23 protein-coding genes are annotated in these 24091 nt (G+C 42.4%); 6 read left to right on the top strand and 17 right to left on the bottom strand.

The window, feature by feature from the left end; translation table 11 throughout:
- Nucleotides 1-399: 399 nt before the first annotated feature.
- The 16 genes from radA to PGZ10_RS09645 form a co-directional block, all read right to left on the bottom strand.
- Nucleotides 400-1758: a DNA repair protein RadA gene (radA, locus tag PGZ10_RS09570; protein ID WP_117557034.1), complete on the bottom strand. Its 1359-nt coding sequence runs from the start codon at nucleotides 1756-1758 to the stop codon at nucleotides 400-402.
- Nucleotides 1759-1915: 157 nt separating this feature from the next.
- Complete coding sequence (locus PGZ10_RS09575) at nucleotides 1916-2326, bottom strand: hypothetical protein (RefSeq protein WP_008368562.1); 411 nt, start codon at nucleotides 2324-2326, stop codon at nucleotides 1916-1918.
- Between the two features lie 101 nt (nucleotides 2327-2427).
- A complete protein-coding gene (locus PGZ10_RS09580) occupies nucleotides 2428-4875 on the bottom strand; it encodes an ATP-dependent Clp protease ATP-binding subunit (RefSeq protein ID WP_195250850.1) in 2448 nt (815 codons plus the stop codon).
- 25 nt (nucleotides 4876-4900) lie between these two features.
- Entirely contained in the window at nucleotides 4901-5275 is a 375-nt protein-coding gene (locus tag PGZ10_RS09585; protein WP_008368566.1) for a GntR family transcriptional regulator, read from the bottom strand.
- A 196-nt stretch (nucleotides 5276-5471) separates the two neighbouring features.
- Nucleotides 5472-7022, bottom strand: coding sequence for a hydroxylamine reductase (gene hcp, locus PGZ10_RS09590; RefSeq protein WP_442872546.1), 1551 nt, complete (start codon nucleotides 7020-7022; stop codon nucleotides 5472-5474).
- 197 nt (nucleotides 7023-7219) lie between these two features.
- Complete coding sequence (gene glmM / locus PGZ10_RS09595; protein ID WP_270541246.1) at nucleotides 7220-8566, bottom strand: phosphoglucosamine mutase; 1347 nt, start codon at nucleotides 8564-8566, stop codon at nucleotides 7220-7222.
- Between the two features lie 34 nt (nucleotides 8567-8600).
- Nucleotides 8601-9686 carry a tryptophan--tRNA ligase gene (gene trpS / locus PGZ10_RS09600; protein WP_008368572.1) on the bottom strand — a complete coding sequence of 362 codons (1086 nt, stop codon included), beginning with the start codon at nucleotides 9684-9686 and terminating at the stop codon, nucleotides 8601-8603.
- 42 nt (nucleotides 9687-9728) lie between these two features.
- Entirely contained in the window at nucleotides 9729-10193 is a 465-nt protein-coding gene (gene mscL, locus PGZ10_RS09605; protein ID WP_022220518.1) for a large conductance mechanosensitive channel protein MscL, read from the bottom strand.
- A gap of 56 nt (nucleotides 10194-10249) precedes the next feature.
- Entirely contained in the window at nucleotides 10250-11113 is an 864-nt protein-coding gene (locus tag PGZ10_RS09610; RefSeq protein WP_117557042.1) for a putative manganese transporter, read from the bottom strand.
- A 166-nt stretch (nucleotides 11114-11279) separates the two neighbouring features.
- Complete coding sequence (locus PGZ10_RS09615) at nucleotides 11280-13160, bottom strand: heavy metal translocating P-type ATPase (protein WP_270205748.1); 1881 nt, start codon at nucleotides 13158-13160, stop codon at nucleotides 11280-11282.
- Nucleotides 13161-13192: 32 nt separating this feature from the next.
- Nucleotides 13193-13411 (bottom strand): cation transporter, encoded by a 219-nt coding sequence (locus PGZ10_RS09620; RefSeq protein WP_117557045.1) that lies wholly within the window; start codon nucleotides 13409-13411, stop codon nucleotides 13193-13195.
- Nucleotides 13412-13593: 182 nt separating this feature from the next.
- Nucleotides 13594-14157: a TetR family transcriptional regulator gene (locus tag PGZ10_RS09625; protein WP_117557046.1), complete on the bottom strand. Its 564-nt coding sequence runs from the start codon at nucleotides 14155-14157 to the stop codon at nucleotides 13594-13596.
- Nucleotides 14158-14237: 80 nt separating this feature from the next.
- On the bottom strand, nucleotides 14238-15644 hold the full coding sequence (locus tag PGZ10_RS09630; protein ID WP_270541247.1) for a radical SAM protein: 1407 nt from the start codon (nucleotides 15642-15644) through the stop codon (nucleotides 14238-14240).
- A gap of 20 nt (nucleotides 15645-15664) precedes the next feature.
- Nucleotides 15665-16255, bottom strand: a complete 591-nt coding sequence (locus PGZ10_RS09635) for a manganese efflux pump MntP (protein ID WP_117824543.1) — start codon at nucleotides 16253-16255, stop codon at nucleotides 15665-15667.
- Between the two features lie 275 nt (nucleotides 16256-16530).
- The gene (locus PGZ10_RS09640; RefSeq protein WP_173688748.1) at nucleotides 16531-17709 is read right to left on the bottom strand and encodes a phosphoribosylaminoimidazolecarboxamide formyltransferase; all 1179 of its coding nucleotides are present in this window, start codon (nucleotides 17707-17709) and stop codon (nucleotides 16531-16533) included.
- A gap of 29 nt (nucleotides 17710-17738) precedes the next feature.
- Nucleotides 17739-18452, bottom strand: a complete 714-nt coding sequence (locus PGZ10_RS09645) for an IMP cyclohydrolase (RefSeq protein WP_008373293.1) — start codon at nucleotides 18450-18452, stop codon at nucleotides 17739-17741.
- A gap of 214 nt (nucleotides 18453-18666) precedes the next feature.
- Between PGZ10_RS09645 and PGZ10_RS09650 the strand changes: the two genes are divergently transcribed.
- The 5 genes from PGZ10_RS09650 (at nucleotide 18667) to PGZ10_RS09670 (ending at nucleotide 23183) form a co-directional block, all read left to right on the top strand.
- Nucleotides 18667-19413 carry an AzlC family ABC transporter permease gene (locus tag PGZ10_RS09650; protein WP_270541249.1) on the top strand — a complete coding sequence of 249 codons (747 nt, stop codon included), beginning with the start codon at nucleotides 18667-18669 and terminating at the stop codon, nucleotides 19411-19413.
- Nucleotides 19403-19714 (top strand): AzlD domain-containing protein, encoded by a 312-nt coding sequence (locus tag PGZ10_RS09655; protein ID WP_022220771.1) that lies wholly within the window; start codon nucleotides 19403-19405, stop codon nucleotides 19712-19714. Before PGZ10_RS09650 ends, PGZ10_RS09655 begins: the two co-directional genes overlap by 11 nt.
- A 38-nt stretch (nucleotides 19715-19752) precedes the next feature.
- Entirely contained in the window at nucleotides 19753-21015 is a 1263-nt protein-coding gene (locus tag PGZ10_RS09660) for a sensor histidine kinase (protein WP_243002787.1), read from the top strand.
- Nucleotides 21016-21873 (top strand): response regulator, encoded by an 858-nt coding sequence (locus PGZ10_RS09665; protein ID WP_270541250.1) that lies wholly within the window; start codon nucleotides 21016-21018, stop codon nucleotides 21871-21873.
- Nucleotides 21874-22118: 245 nt separating this feature from the next.
- Complete coding sequence (locus PGZ10_RS09670; protein ID WP_270541251.1) at nucleotides 22119-23183, top strand: PTS sugar transporter subunit IIC; 1065 nt, start codon at nucleotides 22119-22121, stop codon at nucleotides 23181-23183.
- 149 nt (nucleotides 23184-23332) lie between these two features.
- On the opposite strand, the gene PGZ10_RS09675 is transcribed toward PGZ10_RS09670, so the two are convergent.
- Nucleotides 23333-23467, bottom strand: a complete 135-nt coding sequence (locus PGZ10_RS09675; RefSeq protein ID WP_270541253.1) for an AsnC family transcriptional regulator — start codon at nucleotides 23465-23467, stop codon at nucleotides 23333-23335.
- Nucleotides 23468-23880: 413 nt separating this feature from the next.
- On the opposite strand from PGZ10_RS09675, the gene PGZ10_RS09680 reads away from it, so the two are divergent.
- Nucleotides 23881-24084 (top strand): cold-shock protein, encoded by a 204-nt coding sequence (locus tag PGZ10_RS09680; RefSeq protein WP_008373270.1) that lies wholly within the window; start codon nucleotides 23881-23883, stop codon nucleotides 24082-24084.
- Nucleotides 24085-24091 lie beyond the last annotated feature (7 nt).

The raw sequence follows: 24091 nt of genomic DNA on the forward strand, positions 1-24091 counted from the left end.
TTTTGCGCAATTCAGAATATTCTGACATTTTTGTGCTTCAGTTCAGTCTTCCGTTTAAGTAAGCTATTTCCTTACTCGCCAGAATCGGAATCTTTAAAGACCTTTAACTTTTATAATTTCGTAATTGCTATGATACCAGGGTCAAAAGGTCAGAAAGCCGATGCAAGCTTGCTTGCAAGAGGATTTTTGACCTCTTGACCCGCCAAAAACATGAGTAAGTAGGCATTTTTCAAAGAAAAATGAGCGGATTACGAATGTTTTTGAGGATTGCGAGAGTGCAAAGCACGTAGCAATCTGGTATCAAAGGGGGCAAAATACCTTTTGGCTCCAACATCATTGCTATGTAAAAGAGGGAACAGAAATTATCACATCTATTCTGTTTCCTCTTTACATGTTCTCCTACTCAATCAGTCCGATTGCCTCGTTAATGCTTTTCACTCCAATGATTTTGATCCCACCAATACTCTTCACGCTATCCAGAGATACTTCTGGCACAATACACGTCTCAAATCCAAGCTTCTTCGCCTCTGCCACCCGCTGTTCCGGCATATTTACCGCACGGACTTCTCCACTTAATCCAACTTCTCCAAACACAATCGTCCGTTCATCAAATGGTCTGTTCTTATAGCTTGATACGATCGCCATCACGATTCCAAGGTCTATCGCGGGTTCATTGATCTTGATACCTCCGGCAATATTCACATAGGCATCATAATTTCCAAGATGATATCCAATCCTTTTTTCCAAAACCGCCATCAGAAGGTTCACCCTGTTGTAATCTGTTCCTGCTGCTGTTCTTCTTGGCATTCCAAAATTGCTTTCGCATACCAGCGCCTGGATTTCCAGCAAGATCGGACGTGTTCCTTCCATAGAACATGCCACAACAGATCCAGATGCATTTTCCGGGCGCCCATTCAGCATAAATTCTGATGGATTTTCCACCTCCCGAAGACCATCTCTTCGCATTTCAAATACACCAATCTCATTCGTCGAACCAAAACGATTTTTCACTCCTCGAAGAATCCGGTAAGATGCATGCCTGTCTCCTTCAAAATACAGAACCGTATCTACCATATGTTCCAATACTCTTGGACCGGCGACAGTTCCTTCTTTTGTAACATGTCCGACAATAAAAATCGAAATCCCAAGCCCTTTTGCAAGCTGCATCAGCGTATTTGTTGCCTCTCTGACCTGCGACACACTTCCCGGTGCGGAACCGACTTCTTCACTGTACATTGTCTGAATCGAATCAATGATCACGGTATCTGGTTTTTCCTTTTCAATCACATTGCGGATCAGTTCCAGATTAGTCTCACAAAGCAAAAGCAGATGATCATTAAATTCTCCCATCCTCTGTGCACGCAATTTAATCTGGCGAAGCGATTCTTCCCCTGATATATACAAAACCTTTCGTTCTTTTTTTGCCAGTTTCTGACACACCTGCAGGAGCAGCGTTGATTTACCGATTCCCGGATCACCACCTACTAAAATAAGGGAGCCCGGTACGATTCCGCCTCCCAGTACACGGTCCAGTTCTTTAATCTCGGTTGTCACCCGCTCTTCATTCTCTGTCTTTACTTCGGACAATGGTACAATATGAATCTCTTTTGCCGCTTTAACCGCTGCCGTTTTCGACGTTGTCACACGCTCTTCCACGAAAGAGTTCCATTCCTTGCACATCGGGCACTGTCCCAGCCATTTTGATTCTTCATGCCCACAATTCTGGCAGAAAAAAACCGACTTTTTTGCCTTCGCCATACTCCATCTCCTTATCTATCTTAAAAAATTACCAACTGCTTCTCTTGCCTGTTCCCAGTTTATATACTTTCGGTAAAGAAAGAGCCTGCCGAAGCAGACTCTTTTACTTTTCTTAAATACCTATGTACTTCAGACAACCCTTGTTATAATCATTGTCCTACTTTCTTACGACCTTGATCTCAACGCTTTCTTTTCCAAGTTCTGCACTTACACTAAGCTTTGCGCTTAAGTTTGTCTTCATATCACCAACATTCATATCATTCATATATACGATATAGTCTGTATCCGGTTCAAGTTCCAGTGTGATCTGTGCATCTCCTGTCCCTGATACCTTGAATGAGATCACATCTTCTGATACTTCAAAATGCTCTACTGCAGTTCCCGGAACAGATTCATATACGAACATTCCATTCTTTTCAAGCTTTGTAATCTCTTTAAATGTCTTTACTTTATATATATCTCCCTGAAATTCAAATCCATCCTTTTTTGTCTTTGTATCCAGAGTGTAATCGCCGAAACTGAGTGTTCCGTCTAATTCACTTCTGATAAGTTCTTTGACTACTGTCATTGTTCAAATCCTCCTAATGGTCTTTCTCTTTCGACTTGTGGACTGTGAATTTTCCACATCCGAACCGTTTTTCTTATTATATAATAAAACTTCTTCTTTTGCTAGCTGTTTATCTCTCTGACTGTAAATTTTATTTCCTTTTTAGAAATACCGGCTTCCACATGGTCTCCACGTTTGATCTCACCATTCAAAAGTGCTTCCGCAAGTTTGTCTTCCAACTGGCTCTGTACTGCCCTTCTCAGCGGTCTTGCACCATACTTCTTGTCACTTCCGGTCTCAACGATATGCTTCTTCACAGAATCACGCACAACCAGTATAATTTCAAGCTGCTCTTTTGCTCTCTGCACAACTTCTTTACACATCAGCCCTACGATCTTCTTCATATTGTCCTCATTCAGCGGATGGAATACGATGATCTCATCAATACGGTTCAGGAACTCTGGGCGGAATAACTGCTTTACTTCATCCATCACATTTGCTTTCATACGCTTGTAATCCGCCTTCTGGTCTTCCTGCTGGGTAAATCCAAGCTTCTTCGGTTCAATGATTGCCTTGGCACCTGCATTGGACGTCATAATGATAACCGTATTGCGGAAATCTACTTTTCTTCCCTGCGAATCCGTAATATGTCCGTCATCCAGTACCTGAAGTAAAATATTAAACACATCCGGATGTGCTTTCTCAATCTCATCAAACAAAATGACAGAATATGGATTTCTGCGTACTTTTTCGCTGAGCTGTCCGCCATCCTCATGTCCCACATACCCCGGAGGCGATCCGATCATCTTGGATACACTGTGCTTCTCCATATATTCGGACATATCTACCCGGATCATATCCTCTTCATTGCCAAAGAGTGCTTCTGCAAGAGCTTTGGAAAGCTCTGTCTTTCCGACACCTGTAGGACCAAGGAATAAGAATGAACCAATCGGACGTGCCGGATCTTTCAATCCCACTCTTCCTCGTTTTACCGCTTTGGAAAGTGCCTGGATTGCCTCTTCCTGACCAATCACACGCTTCTCCAGTGTTTTATCCAGCTTTTTCAGGCGTTCGCTCTCAGATTCATTCAGTCTTGTTACCGGGATTCGTGTCCACATGGAAATTACATCCGCAACATCTTCTTCAGTTACCGGAACTTTTTTCTTTTCATTCTTTTTATTGAAACGCTTTTTCGCCTGCTCTAATTTCTTTTCTGCTTCCTTCTGTTCTCTATGGAGCTCCGATGCTTTTTCAATATCTCCTGCTTTCAGTGCCACTTCTTTTTCCTGCTCCAGCTTTCCACAGCGGATTTCTGTCCCAACAATATTCTCCGGCACTTTAAATCCACGAAGTTTTACTTTTGAACAGCTTTCATCCAACACATCAATTGCCTTATCCGGAAGGAAACGGTCATTGATATAACGGCATGACATATGTACTGCCGCTTTCAACGCATCCTCTTCGATCTCTACATCATGATGAGCCTCATATTTTTCTTTCAGGCCTTCCAGGATCCGGATACACTCATCTTCTGTCGGTTCTTCAACCGTAACCGGCTGGAATCTTCTTTCCAGAGCCGCATCCTTCTCAATATACTTGCGGTATTCCGTAAGAGTTGTTGCACCGATCAGCTGCATCTCCCCTCTTGCCAGAGATGGTTTCAGAATATTGGATGCATCAATCGCGCCCTCTGCACCACCGGCACCGATAATGGTATGAAGTTCATCTAAGAAAAGGATAATATTGCCCGCCGTCTTTACCTCACGGATCAGTTTTTTCATGCGCTCTTCAAATTCACCACGATACTTGGAGCCTGCAATCATCCCCGGAAGATCCAGCACCATGATCCGCTTATCTTTCATGCTTTCCGGAACAATTCCTTCCGCGATCTGTCTTGCAAGTCCTTCCACGATTGCTGTCTTACCGACTCCCGGCTCTCCCACAAGACACGGATTATTCTTGGTCCGTCTGCTCAGGATCTCCATGATACGTGCAATTTCTTTTTCACGTCCAATAACCGGATCCAGCTTTCCTTCTCTTGCTTCCTGTGTCAGATCCGTACTGTACTGGTCTATAATTCCGCCAACAGTTTCCCCATCCTTCTGATTTTCCATATACTCTTTCGGATCGATTCCCGCCGCAAGCAGAAGATCCTGAAAAAGTTTTTGAATATTTACATTCAGGGTCATCAACATACGGGTAGCCACACAATCTCCATCTTTGAGCATTGTAAGCAGAAGATGTTCGGTTCCGACTTTTTCAGATGCAAGCTGCACTGCCTCATTCTGGCTTTCTTCCAGAATATATCGAAGTCTCGGACTGTACTCCAGATGCTTTCTTTCCTTCTTAGCTGCCTCAGGAGCAGATACAAGGATATCCATTGCTTTTTCCATCTGTTCTTCATCGACTTTATTCTTATCAAGCACCTGCCCTGCAACTCCGGTAAAAACCCTCTTAAGCCCGAAAAGAAGATGTTCTGTCCCAACATATGGATGCTTCAGTTCGGCTGCAATCTTCCGTGCCATATTCAGCGCTTCCTGCGCCTGCCTTGTATATTGCTTTTCTGCCATATAATTTTAGTCTCCTTTTTTCAATCTATCTCTGTTCATAATCTGCATAGATCTCGTCTACCAGTTCATGAACTTCTTCTTTCGTAATGTTTTTGCAACTTCCTTTTGCCAGAAGTACCCGAAGCTGCTCTTTCAGATCCTGCAAAGCTTCCAGCTTATCTTCATCAATACAGATCACCGCACCTCTTCGTCTGTCAAGCTGAAGAAAACCTTCCTGCCGCAGGACATTGTATGCCTTATTCACTGTATGCATATTGATTCCGATATTATCTGCCAGCTGTCTCACAGACGGCAAAGTATCTCCTTCATGAATCGTCGAAGTGGCAATTCCCATAATGATCTGATTCCTGAGCTGTATATAAATCGCCTCATCACTGTTAAAATCAATTTCAATCAGCATAAAACGCACTCCTTTTTCTATTGTACCGGCATCGCCATTGTTATATTTATGTTAGCACAGACGACACTTTTTGTAAAGGAAACAGTATGTAAAAAAGCACTACCTCTTCTTACTCACACTTTTTTGTGCTTTCCGTTTCAGAAGTAATGCTTTTCATTTCTTATTTCCGCTTTCTTTCTCTCACGTTCAAACCTCTTCAACCTAAAATTTTCTTCAGATCCTCATCTACTGTACTGATCGGGGTAATCTGATACTCTTGTACCAGGTAATTTAGAACATTCGGTGACACAAACGCCGGAAGCGTCGGACCCAGGTAAATATTTTTGATTCCGAGCGCCATAAGTGTCAGCAGAATCGCAACCGCTTTCTGTTCATACCATGACAGAATCATAGACAGTGGAAGTTCATTTACCTCACACCCAAACGCTTCTGCAAGAGCAATTGCAACTTTAATCGCACTGTACGCATCATTACACTGTCCCATATCCAAAATTCTTGGAATTCCCTCAATTTCTCCGAGCCTCAGATCATTCAATCTGTATTTTCCACATGCCAGCGTCAGGATGATCGTATCCATCGGTGTCTTTTTCGCAAATTCCGTATAGTAGCTCCGGCCTGGTGCTGCGCCATCACAGCCTCCGATCAGAAAGAAATGCCTGATTTTCCCCTGCTTTACCAAATCCACGATCTTTCCTGCATTTTCCAGAACTGCGTTGTGTGCAAATCCGGTCATCACGGTTGTTCCTCCATTAATCCCTGTCATCGGATGATCTTCCGGATATCCACCGCATTCCAATGCTTTTGCAATAACCGGTGTAAAATCTTTGTCCGCACCAATATGAACCATCTCCGGATAAGACACCACCGAAGTTGTAAACACCCGGTCTGCATAGCTCTGTCTGACCGGCATCAGACAATTTGTCGTAAATAAAATTGGCGCAGGAATATTATGGAACTCAAATTGTTGACTCTGCCAGGCCGTTCCGAAATTGCCTTTCAAATGCGGATATTCCTTTAATTTTGGATATCCGTGTGCCGGAAGCATTTCACTGTGCGTATAAATATTGATGCCTTTATCTTTGGTCTGCTCCAGAAGCAGCTTCATATCATGCAGATCATGGCCACTGACTACAATAAACGGTCCCTTTTCTATCGTAAGTGGAACTTCTGTCGGAACTGGATCTCCATAGCTTTCCGTGTTTGCTTTATCCAGAAGTTCCATGCAGCGCAGGTTGACTTTACCGGTTTCTATGACTACCGGAAGCAGTTCTTCCATCCCTTTTTCTTCTCCCAGAATCCGCATTCCCTTATAAAAGAAATTCATAATCTCCGCATCCACATATCCCAGTGCCCATGCATGATAAGCATATGCTGCAGTTCCCCGCAAGCCAAACAAGATCAATGACTTTAACGAACGGATATCTTCCGGTGCCTCCCAGATCTTCTGTACATTATAAGCTTCTTTTCCTGGTTTTCTGTTTTCTGCTTCTTCTCTGATCTCATCTGACAGTTTTTTCACTGTATCACTGTTGAAATTTACATTTGTAATCGTGGTAAACAGACCTTTTAACATCAGTTCATCCGAAGATCTGCTTCTTTCATTTTCAGCAACTGCCCTTGCCAGCCGGATCAGTTCACCAGTCAGTTCATCTTGAAGATTTGCTGTGTCCGACTTTTTTCCACATACACCTGCATGTCCTTCGCAGCCCGTGTTATGAGCGGTCTGCTGACATTGAAAACAAAACATTTCATCCATTTCTTTTTCCTCCATGCTTTTTTAATAGCATGTCAGAATATAGAAAATCTATACAGGCAGAACATTTTTCTTTTTTATTCAAATAATATTTTTCAAACATCCAGACTATGGTTCACAAACTAAAAAGGATGGCCCACAGACTTTCATCTGCAAGCTATCCTTTTCTGCACGATTCTATTTCAGATTTTTTATTCTACGATGAGCCCTTCTTTTTCAATCACATCGATTACCTGAGTCACATACTTTTCGCAAAGCTCGTCCGTCGCCGCTTCAACCATGACACGGATTACCGGTTCCGTTCCACTTTCACGGACAAGGATTCTTCCGTCATCTCCAAGTGCTTCTGCAACTGCATCGACTGCTTTGACCACTTCCGGATTCTCCCTTGCTGTCTTCTTATCTGCCACACGCACATTTTTCAGAAGCTGTGGATAGATCTTCACTTCTTCTGTCAGCTGTCCGAGGGACTGTTTGGTCTCCATGATAACTTCCATCAGCATCAGAGAAGTCAGAATACCATCTCCTGTCGTCGCATGCTTACTGAAAATAATATGTCCGGACTGTTCACCGCCCAGCATGAATCCATTCTTAACCATGTTCTCATAGACATATTTGTCGCCGACCTGTGTCTTTTCGTACTTCATGCCAATCTTGTCGCATGCTTTATAAAGTCCAAGATTTGACATGATAGTAGTAACGATGGTATCGTCTTTTAACTGACCATGTTCTTTCATATATTTGCCACACACATAAAGGATCAGATCCCCGTCAACAACATTTCCATTCTCATCAACAGCGATGCAGCGGTCCGCATCTCCATCGTATGCAAATCCGACATCCAGTCCTTTTTCTTTTACATATTCCTGAAGAACATTAATATGTGTAGAACCGCAATTTGTGTTGATGTTGGTTCCATCCGGCTCATTATTGATCACATAAGTCTTTGCTCCCAGTGCATCAAATACGCTTTTGGCAATACTTGAAGAACTTCCGTTGGAACAATCTAGTCCGACTTTCACATCTTTAAAAGAACGGGTTGCCAGACTGATCAAATGTCCGATATAACGGTTTCTTCCTGCTGCATAATCTACGGTTCTTCCGATCGCCTCTTTCTTAGCAAGCGGAATTTCTCCGGATTCCCCATCAATATAAGCTTCCACTTTGGCTTCTACTTCTGCTTCCAGCTTCTGACCTTTACTGTTGATCACTTTGATTCCATTATCATAGTACGGGTTATGGCTTGCGGAAATCATGATTCCGCAGTCAAAATCTTCGGTTCTTACCACGTAAGACACGCTTGGAGTTGTTGTCACATGAAGAAGATATGCATCTGCTCCGGACGCAGTAAGCCCTGCTGCCAGCGCATATTCAAACATATAGCTGCTTCTTCTGGTATCTTTACCGATCACGATTCTTGCCTTGTGTTCCTGTCCGTAATACCAGCCAAGATAACGTCCTACCTTAAACGCATGCTCTACCGTCAGTACTACATTGGCTTCTCCACGGAATCCATCTGTTCCGAAATATTTACCCATAATTATTATCTCTCCTCCGGCTTAAAGCCTTTCTTTATTCTGCAAATCTTGCTGTCTGTTCCCGGATCAGCTGCTGATCTTCAAAATAGTTGATCTTCATCGCATCTTTTACTTCTTTTAAAGTCTGTGCTGCCACTTTTTCAGCTTCAATACTTCCTTTATGAAGGATCTCGTAGATCTCCGGAATCTTCTTCTCCAGTTCTTTTCTTCTTGCACGGATCGGTGCAAGCTCTTCCTGCATAACCGCATTCAGGAACTTCTTAACCTTAACGTCACCAAGTCCACCACGTCTGTAATGATCCTTCAATTCATCCAGATTCTTATAATCCGGCAGATATTTTTCAAAATGTTCATCTGTACAGAATGCATCCAGATAAGTGAAAACGGAATTCCCTTCTACCTGTCCCGGATCAGATACCTTCAAATGATTCGGATCTGTATACATTCCCATGATCTTCTGTCTTACTTCTTCCTCGGAATCAGACAGATAAATACAGTTACCAAGGGATTTACTCATCTTTGCTTTTCCATCCGTTCCAGGAAGACGGCAACAGCTTTCGTTCTCCGGAATCAGCGCTTTCGGCATAACCAATGCTTCTCCATATACACTGTTGAATTTGTGTACGATCTCACGGCACTGTTCGATCATCGGAAGCTGATCCTCACCTACCGGTACAGTCGTTGCCTTAAACGCTGTGATATCTGCTGCCTGGCTGATCGGATAAGTAAAGAATCCTACCGGAATACTTGCTTCAAAATTACGCATCTGGATCTCCGATTTAACTGTTGGGTTTCTCTGAAGACGGGATACCGTAACCAGATTCATATAATAAAAAGAAAGTTCTGTCAGTTCCGGTACCTGTGACTGGATGAAAATCGTGGATTTCTCCGGATCCAGTCCGCATGACAGATAATCCAGTGCAACCTCAATAATATTCTGACGTACCTTTTCCGGGTTATCTGCATTATCAGTCAGTGCCTGTGCATCTGCGATCATGATAAAGATCTTGTCATATTCTCCGGAATTCTGCAGTTCTACTCTTCGCTTTAAGGATCCAACATAATGTCCGACATGAAGCCGTCCGGTTGGTCTGTCACCTGTTAAAATAATTTTCTCCATTGTTTTTATGTTCCTCTCTGTCGTATTATTCCTGTCTTTTCTTTATTCTTCCTTGTCCGTATCCTCAGCCGGAAGCTCAGATGTACAGTATGCACATCTGGTTGCTGCGATCGGGATTTCTGACATGCAGTACGGGCAGATCTTCGTAGCCGGTGCTGCCGGTGCTTCTTCCTCCTTCTTAAGCAGTTTTTCTGTTCTTGAAGCAAGATTGTTCATCACTTTTACAAAACAAAAAATAACAAGTGCCATCAGAAGAAAGTTGATTACCGCTGTAATAAAATTGCCATATTTGATCGTGTCATTCTCACCAGATCCGATTCGGATCACCCAGTTGGAAAAATTGACCCCACCAGTCAGAAGACTGATCACCGGCATGATCATATCATTTACAAGAGAATTCACAATCGACTGGAATGCACCACCAATAATAACGCCGACTGCAAGATCCATTACATTTCCCCTTGCAATAAACTCTTTGAATTCTGCAATAAATCCTTTTTTAGCCATCTCAACTCCTCTTCTTGCGTTCCTTTTAGTCTTCTGCGCCATATAAGGATATTGTACTACATTCCAAACAGGATTTCCACTATAATTCCGCACACTACACTGATTCCGTAAAGTGTTGCGACGATCATCACATTCTTCTTCCAACTATGGTTCGTCTTAAAAAGCACGATCAGTCCGATTCCGGCACATGACAAAAGTCCGGCAAACATACTGCCGACATTTAAGACTCCCTCAAGATAAAATTTCGTAATTGTAATAGAAGCTGCGCAGTTCGGAATCAGGCCGACAAGACCAGCCAGAAAAATTCCGGCAATTGGATAATGCGTCACCACGTTCATGACCTCTTCCATTCCAATCCACTCCACAACTGCATTTAACGCAAAAGAAATTACATATATAAATACCAGAATCTGTACCGAATGGATGAGTGCTGATTTTACAATGCTTCCCTCTTCACAGTGACAGTGGTCATGCTCACAGATATCATGAATGTGCAGTCCTCTCTGGTATCCTTTGCCTAGCACCCGCACTCCGATATCAACCAAAATCCCTGCAACAATACCAACGATGATCTTTCCGATTAAAATTGCCATGATCTTACGGACATCCGCCTGCTCTGAGATCAGGATCGGAAGCATCTCATCTGATGTAGACAGAAAAACAGCGATCATCGTTCCAACTGTGATGACTCCGCCGGAATACAGATTTGCTGCTGCTGCCGAAAATCCGCACTGCGGAACAACGCCCAGGATTCCACCGATCACAGGTCCTTTTTTCCCTGCTCCAAGAAGCATCCGCACCGTCTTCTGACCGGCTTTATTCTCCAGATATTCCATCGCAAGGTATGTCAGGAAAAGGAAAGGTATCAGTTTCACAGTGTCAATTGTTGTATCTTTTAGTATATCTATAAACAGTTCCATCTTGTATCTCCCTTCTTGGTTTCACTATTCTAATCCGTTTTGTCATTTTACACTGTCGCTGACAAAAATGCAAGTAGAATAAATTAGTGTGGCAAAGCAACAAAAAAGAATTATCCCCATCACGTTAAGGATAATTCTTTCTTGTTTTACATTATGCTTTTGACATCTATTTTACTTTCAGTGTTCTCATGGAGTTCAGGATTGCGATTACGGATACTCCTACATCGGCAAAGACGGCTTCCCACATATTGGCCATGCCGAGGGCTCCCAGGATGAGGACCAGAACTTTGACACCGAGGGCAAAGACGATATTCTGATGTACGATCTGGAGAGTTTTTCCTGCAATTCTCATAATGGAGGATATCTTAAGGATATTATCATCCATCAGAACAACATCTGCGGCTTCGATTGCTGCGTCGGATCCCATGCTTCCCATTGCGATTCCGATATCAGCTCTGGAGAGTACCGGTGCATCATTGATACCATCACCAACAAAACCGAGCTTTTCTTTCTCACCGAGTTCTCCGAGAAGTGCTTCAACCTTATCTACCTTATCCCCCGGAAGGAGATCTGTGTAGACTTCATCGATTCCAAGGCTTTCTGCTACTGCTTCACCGACATCTTTTCTGTCACCGGTAAGCATAACTGTCTTTTTGACACCGCTTTGTCTGAGCTGCGCGATCGCACGTTTGGCTTCCGGTTTGACCGTATCAGAAATTACGATGGTCCCGAGGAATTCTTTTTCAGCTGCCAGATATACGACCGTACCAGGGACTGTGCATGGCTCATATTCCACGCCTTTTTCTTCCATCAGCTTTGCATTTCCGGCATAGACAACTCTTCCGTCGATCTTTGCCTTGATTCCGTGGCCGGCGATTTCTTCAGCCTGTTCCACCCTGTCCATAGACAACTCACCAAGCTCCGCTTCTTCGTACGCTTTCTTGAGTGCTGCTGAGATTGGATGATCGGAATAGCCTTCCGCAAGGGCTGCCACTTCAAGAAGTCCTTCTTTTTCCCATCCGTTCGGAATAACTTCTGATACAACGAATTCACCTTTTGTCAGTGTACCAGTCTTATCAAATACAATCGTTTTCATCTCAGAGAGTGCTTCCAGATAATTGCTTCCCTTTACCAGAACGCCCTGTTTGGATGCTGCTCCGATTCCTCCAAAAAAACCAAGTGGAACAGAGATCACCAGTGCACATGGGCAGGAGATTACAAGGAAAATACATGCTCTCTGAATCCATTCTGCAAATCCACCGCCAAGAATGATTGGTGGAAGGAATGCAAGTACAACTGCCGCACAAACCACGATCGGCGTATAGTATTTTGCAAACTTTGTAATGAAGTTCTCTACATGTGCCTTTTTGCTGCTGGCATTTTCAACCAGTTCCAGAATCTTCGCAACTGTAGAATCATCAAACTCTTTCGTTGTGCGCACCTTAAGAAGTCCGCTTCCATTTACACAACCACTGATAATCTCGGAACCTTCTGTTACTTCTCGCGGAACCGACTCTCCGGTCAGTGCAGAAGTATCTACAAAGGATGTTCCCGATACAACCACACCATCGAGAGGAACTCTCTCTCCTGCTTTGATGACGATCTCTGTACCAATCTCTACATCATCCGGATCAACCTGTTTGAGCTTTCCGTCTTCTTCAATATTCGCATATTCCGGACAGATATCCATCATTGCACTGATTGACTGGCGGGAACGGTTGACTGCATAACTCTGGAATAACTCCCCGATCTGATAGAACAACATAACCGCTACCGCTTCCGAATATTCCTTTACTCCAAGTGCACCAAACGTTGCTATACACATCAGAAAGTTCTCATCAAATACCTGACCATGACTGATATTGCGCACAGCCCGGTAAATGATGTCCCATCCCACGATCAGATAAGGTATCATAAATAACAAAAACTGCACCGGAATTTCGGACTTAAATTCCAGTTTTCCCATATGTTCCAGTACAAAAAGAGGAACATAAATAACTGCCGCTGCGATAATACGGTACAGCATTATTTTCTGTTTTTTCATCATAGAAGACTCTCCCCTTTCATACCTTTCCGATTTTACAGCTGAATCTGGCAATCCGGCTCTACCTTCTTGCATACAGCAACGACTTCCTGCATAATTTCATCAAACCTTACATCATCTGCATCGATCGTAAGCTTCTGCATCATAAAACTTACCGTTGCATCATTTACACCATCAATTTTTTTGATTGCATCTTCCATTTTTGCTGCACAGTTTGCGCAATCAAGGTCTACCATTTTAAATTTTTTCTTCATCTCTTTTTCCTCCTGAAAAATATTTTTCTCACTGAACATATGAGCAACTGTTCATATGTTCATAATAACTCTGTAATAGAAATCCGTCAAGCAATTTAAATAACATTTTTTATTTTTTGACAGTAAAACAAAAAGAAGAACCCGGAATATCCCAGATTCTTCTCAAATTTATATTTTGTTCTTTACTTTTCAAGTAGCTCCAAAATAGGATGCGACATCAGAAACAGATAATACTCCATCGCTTCATCCGCTGTCAGGTGAATCTCCCGGCTGGTCAGCCAGTATTTAAGCCCGTTTACAACGGTAATCGTATGAAACTCCAGAAAGATCTTTTTATCTTTGATACCCTGAAGCTTTTCGATCTTGATCTTATGCCTGCTTACCAGTTCTTCAATCAGCTGGCGAATCTTTTTTTCAAGAATCTCTTCAAATCCATTCTGACCGGTAACTTCAAACGCTTTCAGATAATAGATCCGGTCTTTTTCCATCTTCCGGAACAGCAGATAGATCGCTTCTTTTTCCATCCCGTCTTCCATCATCTCACGGGCATGCCGGAATACCTCTGTCTCCAGAAGCCACTCCATCACTTCATATTTATCCTGAAAGTAATTATAAAATGTCGGTCTGATAACTCCCGCCTGATCTGTGATCATCTTAATTGTTATCTTATCAAAAGATCCTTTGATTAGAAGCTCCTTGAAGCTCTCTGCAAGCAGGTTCTTTGTCAATTCTCTTTTTCTCTCCATGTATCGTCCTCTTTTTCCTGCCCATTTCTCTTGACGAACATTCTATCACAACCGAAACGCTTTTTCAAACCGATTTTCTTTTAGTTTTCTGTGCGTTTTTTATAGTTTGTGTAGCCTTTCTGCTGATGCGGATGCTCTTTCCAAAGTCTGTCTGCCGTTTCTTTCCATTCACAGGCATATGCTTCACATTTGCTGCATAAATGCTCTGCACTCTCCGGTGACTGCAGATCTGTTGATTTTGCACCAGTCTCCTTTATCATCTCCTGAAGGATTTCCGGATTCTCAAGCATCGGACATGGCCGCAGATGATTATCATTAAATGGCTGCCGGTCTCTGTATGCCATAAAGAGTGGCTGTTTGAGAGCTTCCAGGAGCGTAACTTCCCGGATATTTGCAGAAGAGTAATGAATAAATACACATGGTTCTACATCTCCATTTGCATTGATATGGCAATAATTTCTTCCTCCTGCGATACATCCTCCGACAAACTCTCCATCATTCTGGAAATCCATCGCATAAATTGGCTTTCCGCCTGTCATACTGCGGATCTCTCTTACCCGGTGGTACATATATTCTCTCTGTTCTTTTGTCGGCAGCAGATCCGGTGCTGCATCATTTCCAACCGGCATATAATGGAAATACCAGGTGAAACGACATCCCTTTCCGATGATCATATCCAGGAATTCATCCGATGTAACCGTTTCAATGTTCTTTCTGGTATAACAGATAGACGTACCAAAGATCAGACCATATTTCTTTAACCGATCCATGGTTGCCATAACCTTGTTGAATACACCCTCTCCACGGCGCATGTCATTGACCTCTTCAAATCCTTCCAGACTAATTGAAAGGGACAGGTTGCCGACTCTTCTCATCTCTTCGCAAAATTCATCATCTACCAGTGTTCCATTTGTAAATGCATGAAATTCGCAGTCATAATGCTTTTCACAAAGTCTGATAATATCTTTTTTTCTTACTAACGGCTCCCCGCCTGTATACATATAGAAATAAATTCCAAGTTCTTTTCCTTGTGTAATGATGCTGTCCATCTCTTCATATGTAAGATTCAGTTTATGCCCATATTCTGCCGCCCAGCATCCGGTACAATGAAGATTACATGCACTTGTCGGATCCATCAGGATCAGCCACGGAATATTGCACTGATGTACCTTTCTCATACTGCGGATTGTTTTCGTTCCATGGAACGCCGCTTCAAATCCAAGGTTTAATGCTGTCTGTTTAATAACATGCGGGTCAATTTCATCCAATGCACGATTCACATAACTCATCCACTTCGAATCCGGATCCTGTATCATCTTTCTTGCGCCTTCATAGGAGCTCTTCTGGAAATTGTCTCCCATGAAACGCTCGGTCAGATCAACAAGATCAAGCAGACCTTTTTCTCTGTCTTTATCCATTTTTCGCATTGCCAAATCAATTGCTCCGCCAAATGCTGCCCTTGCTGCTTTATGTGTCAATTCGCCCATACTCTTTTCCTCCTGCTATTTTAAAATAAAAAATGCGTAACCACCATATCTGCCCCGGCGATCAGGAATAATATCCCACCGATCCAGTAAGCTTTGCAGTTATATTCACAGCCCAGTCTGTATCCAACCTCCACGCCAAGAAAACACTGAATGATCGTAACCGGAAGCAGTACCATCCCCTGTTCCAGAATCTCTACACTCCAAAAGCCGATTCCCATTCCGGCAAAAAGCGCATCTACGCTGGTAAGTACTGCCAGTTTTCTAAGCCGTTTCCAATTTATCTCATCGTTTCTACGCTCAAAGATCTGTTTATTATTTCTTGCTTTACAGATCATATAGATACCAAGTCCGATAAATATCAGCACCGACAAAATTTCCCAACCGCTTGCCGCTGTTGAAATCGTTTCATTCATCTTCCTGTCCGGCTTCAGAATATCTGCAACAACATTTCCCAGGATCAATGCAAGGAGTTGTGCCCCTCCAAAAAGCAAACTGGATAAGAGTATGTCTTTTCCGTGCTTTCTTGAAAATCCTGCTCCGACACAGATATGTACGACAAATACGTCAAACGAAAGCCCGATTGAAATTAAAAGAATTTCAAGAATCCCCATAGATTCGCCTCCTCATGCTGGCTGTTATATATATATTATGTAATTTCCTTCCGAATAATAAATCTTCAGATTACCGGTTCTGTTTATTTTTTAACGACATTTTTCCACATTTGTCGCATATCTTTTTATTTTTTCAATAGATTCGTGCGAGTGCGCATCTCCGGCACGCAGTGCCTTTTATTTCCTAGGAAGTTCTTTCGGAATTTCCTAGGAAATAAAAAATTCCCGCAAAGGTAGATCTTCTACCTCTGCAGGAACTTTGCTTTTTTATTATCTTAGTGATGGAATAAACGGATTCCGGTAAATGCCATCGCCATGTTGTATTTGTTGCAGGTATCAATTACATTGTCATCACGGATTGATCCACCCGGTTCTGCAATATATGTAACACCGCTCTTATGTGCACGTTCGATGTTATCTCCAAACGGAAAGAATGCGTCTGATCCAAGTGCCACACCCGTCAGCTTATCAAGCCATGCTCTCTTTTCTTCTCTGGTAAATACTTCCGGTTTTTCAGTGAAAATATTTTCCCAGGTTCCGTCAGCCAGTACGTCCATATATTCTTCACCAATGTACAGATCAATTGCATTATCCCGGTCTGCACGCTTAATTCCTTCTTTAAATGGAAGAGCAAGTACTTTCGGGCACTGTCTCAGCCACCAGTTATCTGCCTTCTGTCCGGCAAGACGGGTACAGTGGATACGGGACTGCTGTCCGGCTCCGATTCCGATTGCCTGTCCGTCTTTTACATAGCATACAGAGTTTGACTGTGTATATTTTAAAGTAATCATGGAAATTGCAAGATCTCTCTTTGCGTGATCCGGAATTTCTTTGTTCTCAGTCACTACATTTGAGAAGAAATCATCATCAATCTTCAGTTCATTTCTTCCCTGCTCAAAAGTAATACCAAATACATCCTTGTGTTCAGTCGGTGCCGGAACATAATTCGGATCGATCTGGATCACATTGTAATTACCTTTCTTTTTCTGTGCAAGAATCTCCAGTGCTTCCGGTTCATATCCAGGTGCGATCACTCCATCCGATACTTCTCTCTTGATCAGTCTTGCCGTATCAACATCACAGACATCAGAAAGCGCAATAAAATCACCGAATGAAGACATACGGTCTGCACCTCTTGCACGTGCATAAGCGCTTGCAAGCGGAGAAAGTTCTCCAAGGTCATCTACCCAGTAAATTTTTGCAAGAGTTTCATCCAGCGGCAGTCCGACTGCAGCACCTGCCGGTGACACATGCTTAAAGGAAGTTGCTGCCGGAAGTCCGGTTGCTTTTTTTAATTCCGATACCAGCTGCCATCCGTTAAATGCATCCAGAAAGTTGATATATCCCGGACGGCCCATCAGAACTTTGATCGGGAGATCACTTCCGTCTTTCATATAGATACGTGACGGCTTCTGATTTGGGTTACATCCATATTTGAGTTCTAATTCATTCATGATTCCTGCTCCTTCTTCACCTTTGTATACTATTTATTCTTATTGATGATCTTGCTTTCGTATGTTCCTGTCTCAATATCAATATATCTTACAAACAGAGATACTTTATTATCTGCATTCAGACTGTTCCAGAGTGTGTCTGCAAATGTGTCCATATCATCCGGAATTGCAACAAGCTTTGGTTCTCCTTCAAAACTCGGAAGCGGATTTCCATCACACTTGTATGTGTGGATAAAATGTCCTTCTCCGGCTACCGGATTCTCATATGCAAAGGTGTAACGGTTGCATGCATCCGGATTTCCGTTATTGCTCTTCAAAATGGACATTGCATAGTTATATTTTCCGTTCTCAATGTGCATGATACCGGAAATACGAGGTGTGTAGTTTGGTCCATCCGGTTCAAATTCACGGCTTCGAAGGGACTGTTCAAACGTCATCTGTCTGTCCATACCTTCATAAATTGTATCAGTCTGATCTCCGTTTGTAACGATCGTCTTATTGCCGAGTACACGCACCGGTGCGTAGATAATTAAGCTTGGGTCTGTCAGCTTTGACTCGTCAAATGCCTGTGTGCGGATTCCTTCTCCTTCTTCTACAAAGACACGATTACGGCTGTTCTCACTTCTTCCCATGATAAAATAAGCTGTGACCGCTTTGCTTCCGTCGGCAGACTTTCCGATGATGATCCCTCTTCCAGGATAAGAATTGCTCTGCAGTTCTTTTTCAATAGATAACATTTCCATGCTTCAATCTCCTTTTATAACTTGTACTTATGTTTGCACATTTATTTATCACTATTTATTATAACTCATAATACCACTATATTTCCAGTCTTTCTGTAAATTTTTTTTCAAGTTCTTTTAAAACATCATTTTCAAGACCACCGTTCCATGGTAAAATGTTAGTAAAATAACAATTCAAATTTGGGGATTATTTACAAAAGAGAGGTTTTACTTCATGAGTAGAAACAGAAAAATGGATTTTGCAGCCGGGATACAGGATGGCATTCCCATCTGTCTCGGCTATATTGCGGTATCATTTACCTTTGGTATCATGGCAAAAAATGCAGGACTTTCCACCTGGGAAGCCGTTCTGATTTCCCTTACAAACCTGACCAGCGCCGGGCAATTTGCTGGTCTGTCACTGATTACGGCATCCGCATCCTATTTTGAAATGGCATTCACCCAGCTCATCATCAATCTCAGGTATTCGCTGATGTCCTGTGCCCTTTCACAGAAAATTGATAACCACTATCCTTCTTTCCACCGTTTTCTTATCGCATACGGTGTAACGGATGAAGTCTTCGGCGTATCCGTATCCCGCCCCGGAAGGATTACTCCATGGTATTCTTACGGTGTGATGGCACTTGCCGCACCTGGCTGGACACTTGGCACTTTCCTCGGAGTAGTATCAGGAAGTATCCTGCCTGACCGGATCGTCAGCGCACTGAGCGTTGCATTATATGGAATGTTTATCGCAATCATTATTCCTCCGGCACGTGATAACAGGATCATCGGAACCATTGTCGTGATTTCCATGGCAACAAGCTTCCTTTTCACAAAGGCTCCTGTACTATGCCAGATTTCTTCTGGCTTCAGAATCATTATCCTTACGATTCTGATTGCCGGAATCGCAGCGTATTTCTTCCCTGTAAAAGAAGAAACAAATCCAGAAGATAAGGAGGATTCTTCCGTTGAAGCATAATCTATATATGTATATCTTTGTCATGGCAGCCGTCACCTATCTGATCCGTATGCTGCCACTGACGCTGATCAGGAAAGAGATCAAAAATACTTTTATAAAATCTTTTTTATATTATGTACCTTATGTAACTCTGGCTGTTATGACCTTTCCGGCCATTCTGACAGCCACCGCCAATATCTGGTCTGCCGCCATTGGTTTTGCAATCGCACTGATCCTTGCATGGAACAGAAAAAGTCTGATCTGTGTTTCCCTTTTTTCATGTGCCGGCGTATTTCTTGTTGAATTATTAACCGGACTGTAGACTGTAAGACAGATGATCTGAATAAAGGAGGCTTTCTTATGTGGACTAAAAGTTTTTCACGTTATACCCGCATTTTGCTGGTCAGCGCTGCTGTTATCATTGGCGCACAGATCAGCATCTCACTTTTTGAAAGCGATTTTCGTGTTTCCATCGGAATTTTTGGCATTTTCATGTCTCTGATCCTTTTTGGGAAATATCCGGTTCTTCCGGTCACAGTGATAAGTGCCCTCTGTGTTTTCTTTTCCCGTACACTGATGCACTGGCTTCGCTTTGGCAGTTGGAATCCACAGAGCTATTTTCCGGAAATGTTTTTCTATCTGGTCTACGGAATCCTTTTTTTCCTCTACTGCCGTAAAAATGACTATGAACTTTCGACGTATTCCCTACCCTGGATGTTTCTTTTTGACTATCTGGCAAATATAACAGAACTGCTGTCCCGTATGGGTATGGACGCTTTTTCTTTTCAGTCCCAGGCAGGTGTCCTTCTGGTTGCGCTTCTGCGTACTGCACTTGCAGGTCTTCTCCTGTTCTGTCTCAGCCATTACAAGTTCAGTCTTCTGAGTGCTGAACATGCACGGAGATACCAGAATCTTCTTCTTTTGATCTCTGAGCTTAACGGCGAAGTTGTTCTGATGCAGAAAGGCACACATATGATAGAGGACACCATGAGCACCGCATACCGCCTTTACCACGATATGAGTGAACGGAATATAGACGAATCCCTCACCCGCACTGCACTTCAGATCGCACGGGATGTCCACGAGATCAAAAAAGACTACAATTTGATCGTAAGAGGACTTTCCTCTTCAATGAAAGTAAATTCTGAAAATGACGGAATGAGCCTGGATGATATCCTCACCATTCTGAAAAGCAGCCTGGATGCATCCCTTCCAAAAGGGAAACGACTTTCTTTTAATATACAGCTGGAAGAAAATCTTTATACACAGAACCATTATCTTCTGCTCTCAATCTTCCGCAATCTTTTCAACAATGCAATTGAAGCAACAAACGGAAATCTGGTCGAGCTTTCTGTCCGTCAATCCTCCACGGATTCTTCTTATGTTATTGAAGTTGAAGATCATGGGCCCGGAATCGATCCGGAGGATATGGAACAAATTTTTGAACCTGGTTTTTCCACAAAGATCAATTACGAAACCGGCGAAGTCAATCGGGGACTTGGCCTTAGCCTGGTAAAGGATTTTATCGAATTCCGCCTAGGCGGAACCATCCGGGTAACTTCCGTTCCCGGAAAAACAGTTTTCACACTTACTATACCAAAAGAGAAATGGAGCGGTTTATAAATGAAATTCTATCTCATTGATGATGATAAAAATGTACTGCATATATTAAAACGTATTATACGGGACCGGGGACTTGGAGAGATTGCCGGAACTGCAGAAAACGGTGTGGATGCACTCACGGATCTTCCTCTTATAAATCCAGACATCGTAATTGTTGATCTTCTGATGCCGGAAATAGACGGAATCACTTTCGTAAAACGTGCCCGCTCTTATGCACCGAATCTTACTTTTATTATGCTTTCCCAGGTTGCATCCAAAGATATGATCGCAGACGCCTATTCTGCGGGCATTGAATTTTATATTCATAAGCCGATCAACAGTATCGAAGTAGAATCCATCCTCCGGAAGGTCAGTGAATCCCTGACCGCCCGCCGGACATTGCAGCAGGTACAGACGATTTTCCAAGCCCAGCAGAATTTTGTACAGCCACAGGGATTTATAAATGATACAGCTGAAAAACCTTATATTATCCGGTTAAAAGGAATTCTCCAAAAGCTTGGCATCACCGGCGAACGTGGCAGCAAGGATATCATTTCCCTTGTCGATTATCTGATCCAGCATAACCAGAAAGTTGACAATGTCACTTTAAGCGAACTTTGCAGCCGGTTCAGTGACAATCCGAAATCCATGGAACAAAGGATCCGTCGGACAGCCAACATGGGAATGGTCAACCTTGCCAACCTTGGTCTTGAGGATTACGCCAATGACACGTTTACAACCTACTCCAACTCCCTGTATAACTTTGAACAAGTCCGAAGGGAAATGGATTTCATCCGTGGAAAAAGTGTACGGCACGGCAATGTGAAAATTAAAAATTTCCTGAATGCACTGATTCAGGAATGCACCGAGAGGGCCTGATTTTCAGGTCCCCTCCTGCTTCTTATTTCATCTCTTTACGTAATTTTTTTATTTATATATTTTCCCTATAATTCATTATCACTTATAGTTACCGTCATTATATACAATAAATCCTTCCCGTATTTGTAGTTTTTTCCAAAAATAAATTTCATTTTGATACTTTTTGTATCTTTTTGTAACTTCCATTTTATTATGTTATCACGATAACTGATGCGAATAAATATAAATTTTAAGGAGGATATCATATGTTAACAATCGTAAAAGGTATTGGTTTACTGCTTCTCACTTTAGCCTGCTTCTCTGTATTCAGCCTGAAGTTTCCAAAAGGATCAGAAGCAATGTCTGGAATGGCTAATGCAGCTGTTGCTTCGTTCCTGGTTGAAGCTGTTCACCATTACATCACAGGTGATTTATTAGGAATTGCATTTTTCTCAGAACTCGGAACCGTATCCGGCAGCTTCGGGGGAATCGCTGCAGCTACTTTAGTTCCGATCAGTATGGGATGTAATCCGGTACTTGCAGTCGTTGCAGGTGTCGCAGTTGGAGGATACGGAATCCTTCCTGGTTTTGTAGCAGGTTATATTGTAGGCTTTGTAGCTCCGTTCCTGGAAAAGAAACTTCCAGAGGGTCTGAATCTGATCGTTGGTGCTCTTGCAATCGCACCGCTCGCAAGAATTATCGCCATCGCAGTTGATCCGGTCGTTAATTCAACACTGCTCAACATCGGACGTATGATTTCTGCCGCTGCTGAACAGTCTCCAATTATCATGGGATTCCTGCTCGGTGGTATTATGAAGATGATCTGTACCTCACCACTCAGTTCTATGGCCCTGACTGCTATGCTCGGACTTGATGGACTTGCAATGGGTATTGCAGCAATTGCATGTGTTGGTGGTTCTTTCACAAACGGTATCATTTTCGACCGTTTAAAACTTGGCGAACGCAGTAATGTTATCGCGGTAATGCTTGAACCTCTTACACAGGCTGATATTATTACACAGAATCCGATCCCGATTTACGGATCAAACTTCTTTGGCGGCGGACTTGCCGGACTTGCAGCAGCTATGCTCGGCATCATCAATAACGCCCCTGGAACAGCATCTCCGATTCCTGGGCTTTTAGCTCCATTCGGATTCAACCCACCGCTTAAGGTTGTAGCTGCAATCGTACTTGCTGCGATTGGTGGATCTTTAGCTGGATTTGTTGGTTCTATCGTATTTAAAGGTTTTGCAAAAACACCTGCAGATATCAACGCATCTGAAAGAGTTACTGAAACAATTGCTCCAGAAGTTGCTATCGCTGCTGAATAATCAAAATGACTATTTCAAACTGCTTGTTTATATAGCCCTTAAAGAAGAAAAAGACTCGAAAACTTTTGTTTCCGGGTCTTTTTCGATTTACGGAAAATTATATTTCTCACTCCAGTGTTTCTTCTATATCTGCGTTGATTCCTCTGTGTTCAATCGGAGTTGAAAATACGATCAGTGTCTTTGTCCTTCCAAATCGCTGCAATCTCTTTCAATGGGCATTTGGCATTTCTCTGTAAAATATTCAAAATTATACGATCCACTGCATCCAGTTCATGATTTTTCATTTGCACTACCTCTTTCTGACATCCCATTTATACTTTTGACACTCACATCAAAGAATGCACCTCACAAAGTATTTTCGTTTTACAAAAAACACTCCTGCAAGTCAAAAAAAGAGGTACTCTCTGCGTTCTTCTCCGCAGTAAAGTACCTCTTTGTACAAATATTTTCACTCTTTAAATATGTTAAAAATAATAGCATTCCTTTTTCTTCCTGTCAATAAAAAGACATTTATTTTTTCCTATTTTTCCTATTTTGATTTGACATTTGTCCTACCACGTGATATTCTGAAATTGTGTTTTAGATAAGATTTAGATTTCACATATTTTTGTAAATCATTAACATCTGTCTGATGACTTACAAAAATATGTGATTTTTATTTTTATCGGCATCATCAATTTTTTAGGAGGTACTACTAATGAACAAGGGTACAGTTAAGTGGTTCAACGCACAGAAAGGCTACGGATTCATCACAAACGAAAGCACCGGAGAAGATGTATTCGTACATTTTTCAGGAATCGCAGGAGAAGGATACAAATCTCTTGAAGAAGGACAGAACGTTACTTTCGATATCACAGAAGGAAACCGCGGACTTCAGGCTGTTAATGTAACAGTTGCGTAATCACTGC

It is taken from the genome of Coprococcus sp. AF102-57 (genome assembly GCF_027686195.1).
Taxonomy (GTDB): domain Bacteria; phylum Bacillota; class Clostridia; order Lachnospirales; family Lachnospiraceae; genus Allocoprococcus; species Allocoprococcus comes.

Bases quoted from the DNA above. Each gene is read 5' to 3' on its own strand.
- radA (WP_117557034.1), bottom strand. From the start codon at position 1,758: ATGGCGAAGGCAAAAAAGTCGGTTTTTTTCTGCCAGAATTGTGGGCAT.
- PGZ10_RS09575 (WP_008368562.1), bottom strand. From the start codon at position 2,326: ATGACAGTAGTCAAAGAACTTATCAGAAGTGAATTAGACGGAACACTC.
- PGZ10_RS09580 (WP_195250850.1), bottom strand. From the start codon at position 4,875: ATGGCAGAAAAGCAATATACAAGGCAGGCGCAGGAAGCGCTGAATATG.
- PGZ10_RS09585 (WP_008368566.1), bottom strand. From the start codon at position 5,275: ATGCTGATTGAAATTGATTTTAACAGTGATGAGGCGATTTATATACAG.
- hcp (WP_442872546.1), bottom strand. From the start codon at position 7,022: ATGTTTTGTTTTCAATGTCAGCAGACCGCTCATAACACGGGCTGCGAA.
- glmM (WP_270541246.1), bottom strand. From the start codon at position 8,566: ATGGGTAAATATTTCGGAACAGATGGATTCCGTGGAGAAGCCAATGTA.
- trpS (WP_008368572.1), bottom strand. From the start codon at position 9,686: ATGGAGAAAATTATTTTAACAGGTGACAGACCAACCGGACGGCTTCAT.
- mscL (WP_022220518.1), bottom strand. From the start codon at position 10,193: ATGGCTAAAAAAGGATTTATTGCAGAATTCAAAGAGTTTATTGCAAGG.
- PGZ10_RS09610 (WP_117557042.1), bottom strand. From the start codon at position 11,113: ATGGAACTGTTTATAGATATACTAAAAGATACAACAATTGACACTGTG.
- PGZ10_RS09615 (WP_270205748.1), bottom strand. From the start codon at position 13,160: ATGATGAAAAAACAGAAAATAATGCTGTACCGTATTATCGCAGCGGCA.
- PGZ10_RS09620 (WP_117557045.1), bottom strand. From the start codon at position 13,411: ATGAAGAAAAAATTTAAAATGGTAGACCTTGATTGCGCAAACTGTGCA.
- PGZ10_RS09625 (WP_117557046.1), bottom strand. From the start codon at position 14,157: ATGGAGAGAAAAAGAGAATTGACAAAGAACCTGCTTGCAGAGAGCTTC.
- PGZ10_RS09630 (WP_270541247.1), bottom strand. From the start codon at position 15,644: ATGGGCGAATTGACACATAAAGCAGCAAGGGCAGCATTTGGCGGAGCA.
- PGZ10_RS09635 (WP_117824543.1), bottom strand. From the start codon at position 16,255: ATGGGGATTCTTGAAATTCTTTTAATTTCAATCGGGCTTTCGTTTGAC.
- PGZ10_RS09640 (WP_173688748.1), bottom strand. From the start codon at position 17,709: ATGAATGAATTAGAACTCAAATATGGATGTAACCCAAATCAGAAGCCG.
- PGZ10_RS09645 (WP_008373293.1), bottom strand. From the start codon at position 18,452: ATGGAAATGTTATCTATTGAAAAAGAACTGCAGAGCAATTCTTATCCT.
- PGZ10_RS09650 (WP_270541249.1), top strand. From the start codon at position 18,667: ATGAGTAGAAACAGAAAAATGGATTTTGCAGCCGGGATACAGGATGGC.
- PGZ10_RS09660 (WP_243002787.1), top strand. From the start codon at position 19,753: ATGTGGACTAAAAGTTTTTCACGTTATACCCGCATTTTGCTGGTCAGC.
- PGZ10_RS09665 (WP_270541250.1), top strand. From the start codon at position 21,016: ATGAAATTCTATCTCATTGATGATGATAAAAATGTACTGCATATATTA.
- PGZ10_RS09670 (WP_270541251.1), top strand. From the start codon at position 22,119: ATGTTAACAATCGTAAAAGGTATTGGTTTACTGCTTCTCACTTTAGCC.
- PGZ10_RS09675 (WP_270541253.1), bottom strand. From the start codon at position 23,467: ATGAAAAATCATGAACTGGATGCAGTGGATCGTATAATTTTGAATATT.
- PGZ10_RS09680 (WP_008373270.1), top strand. From the start codon at position 23,881: ATGAACAAGGGTACAGTTAAGTGGTTCAACGCACAGAAAGGCTACGGA.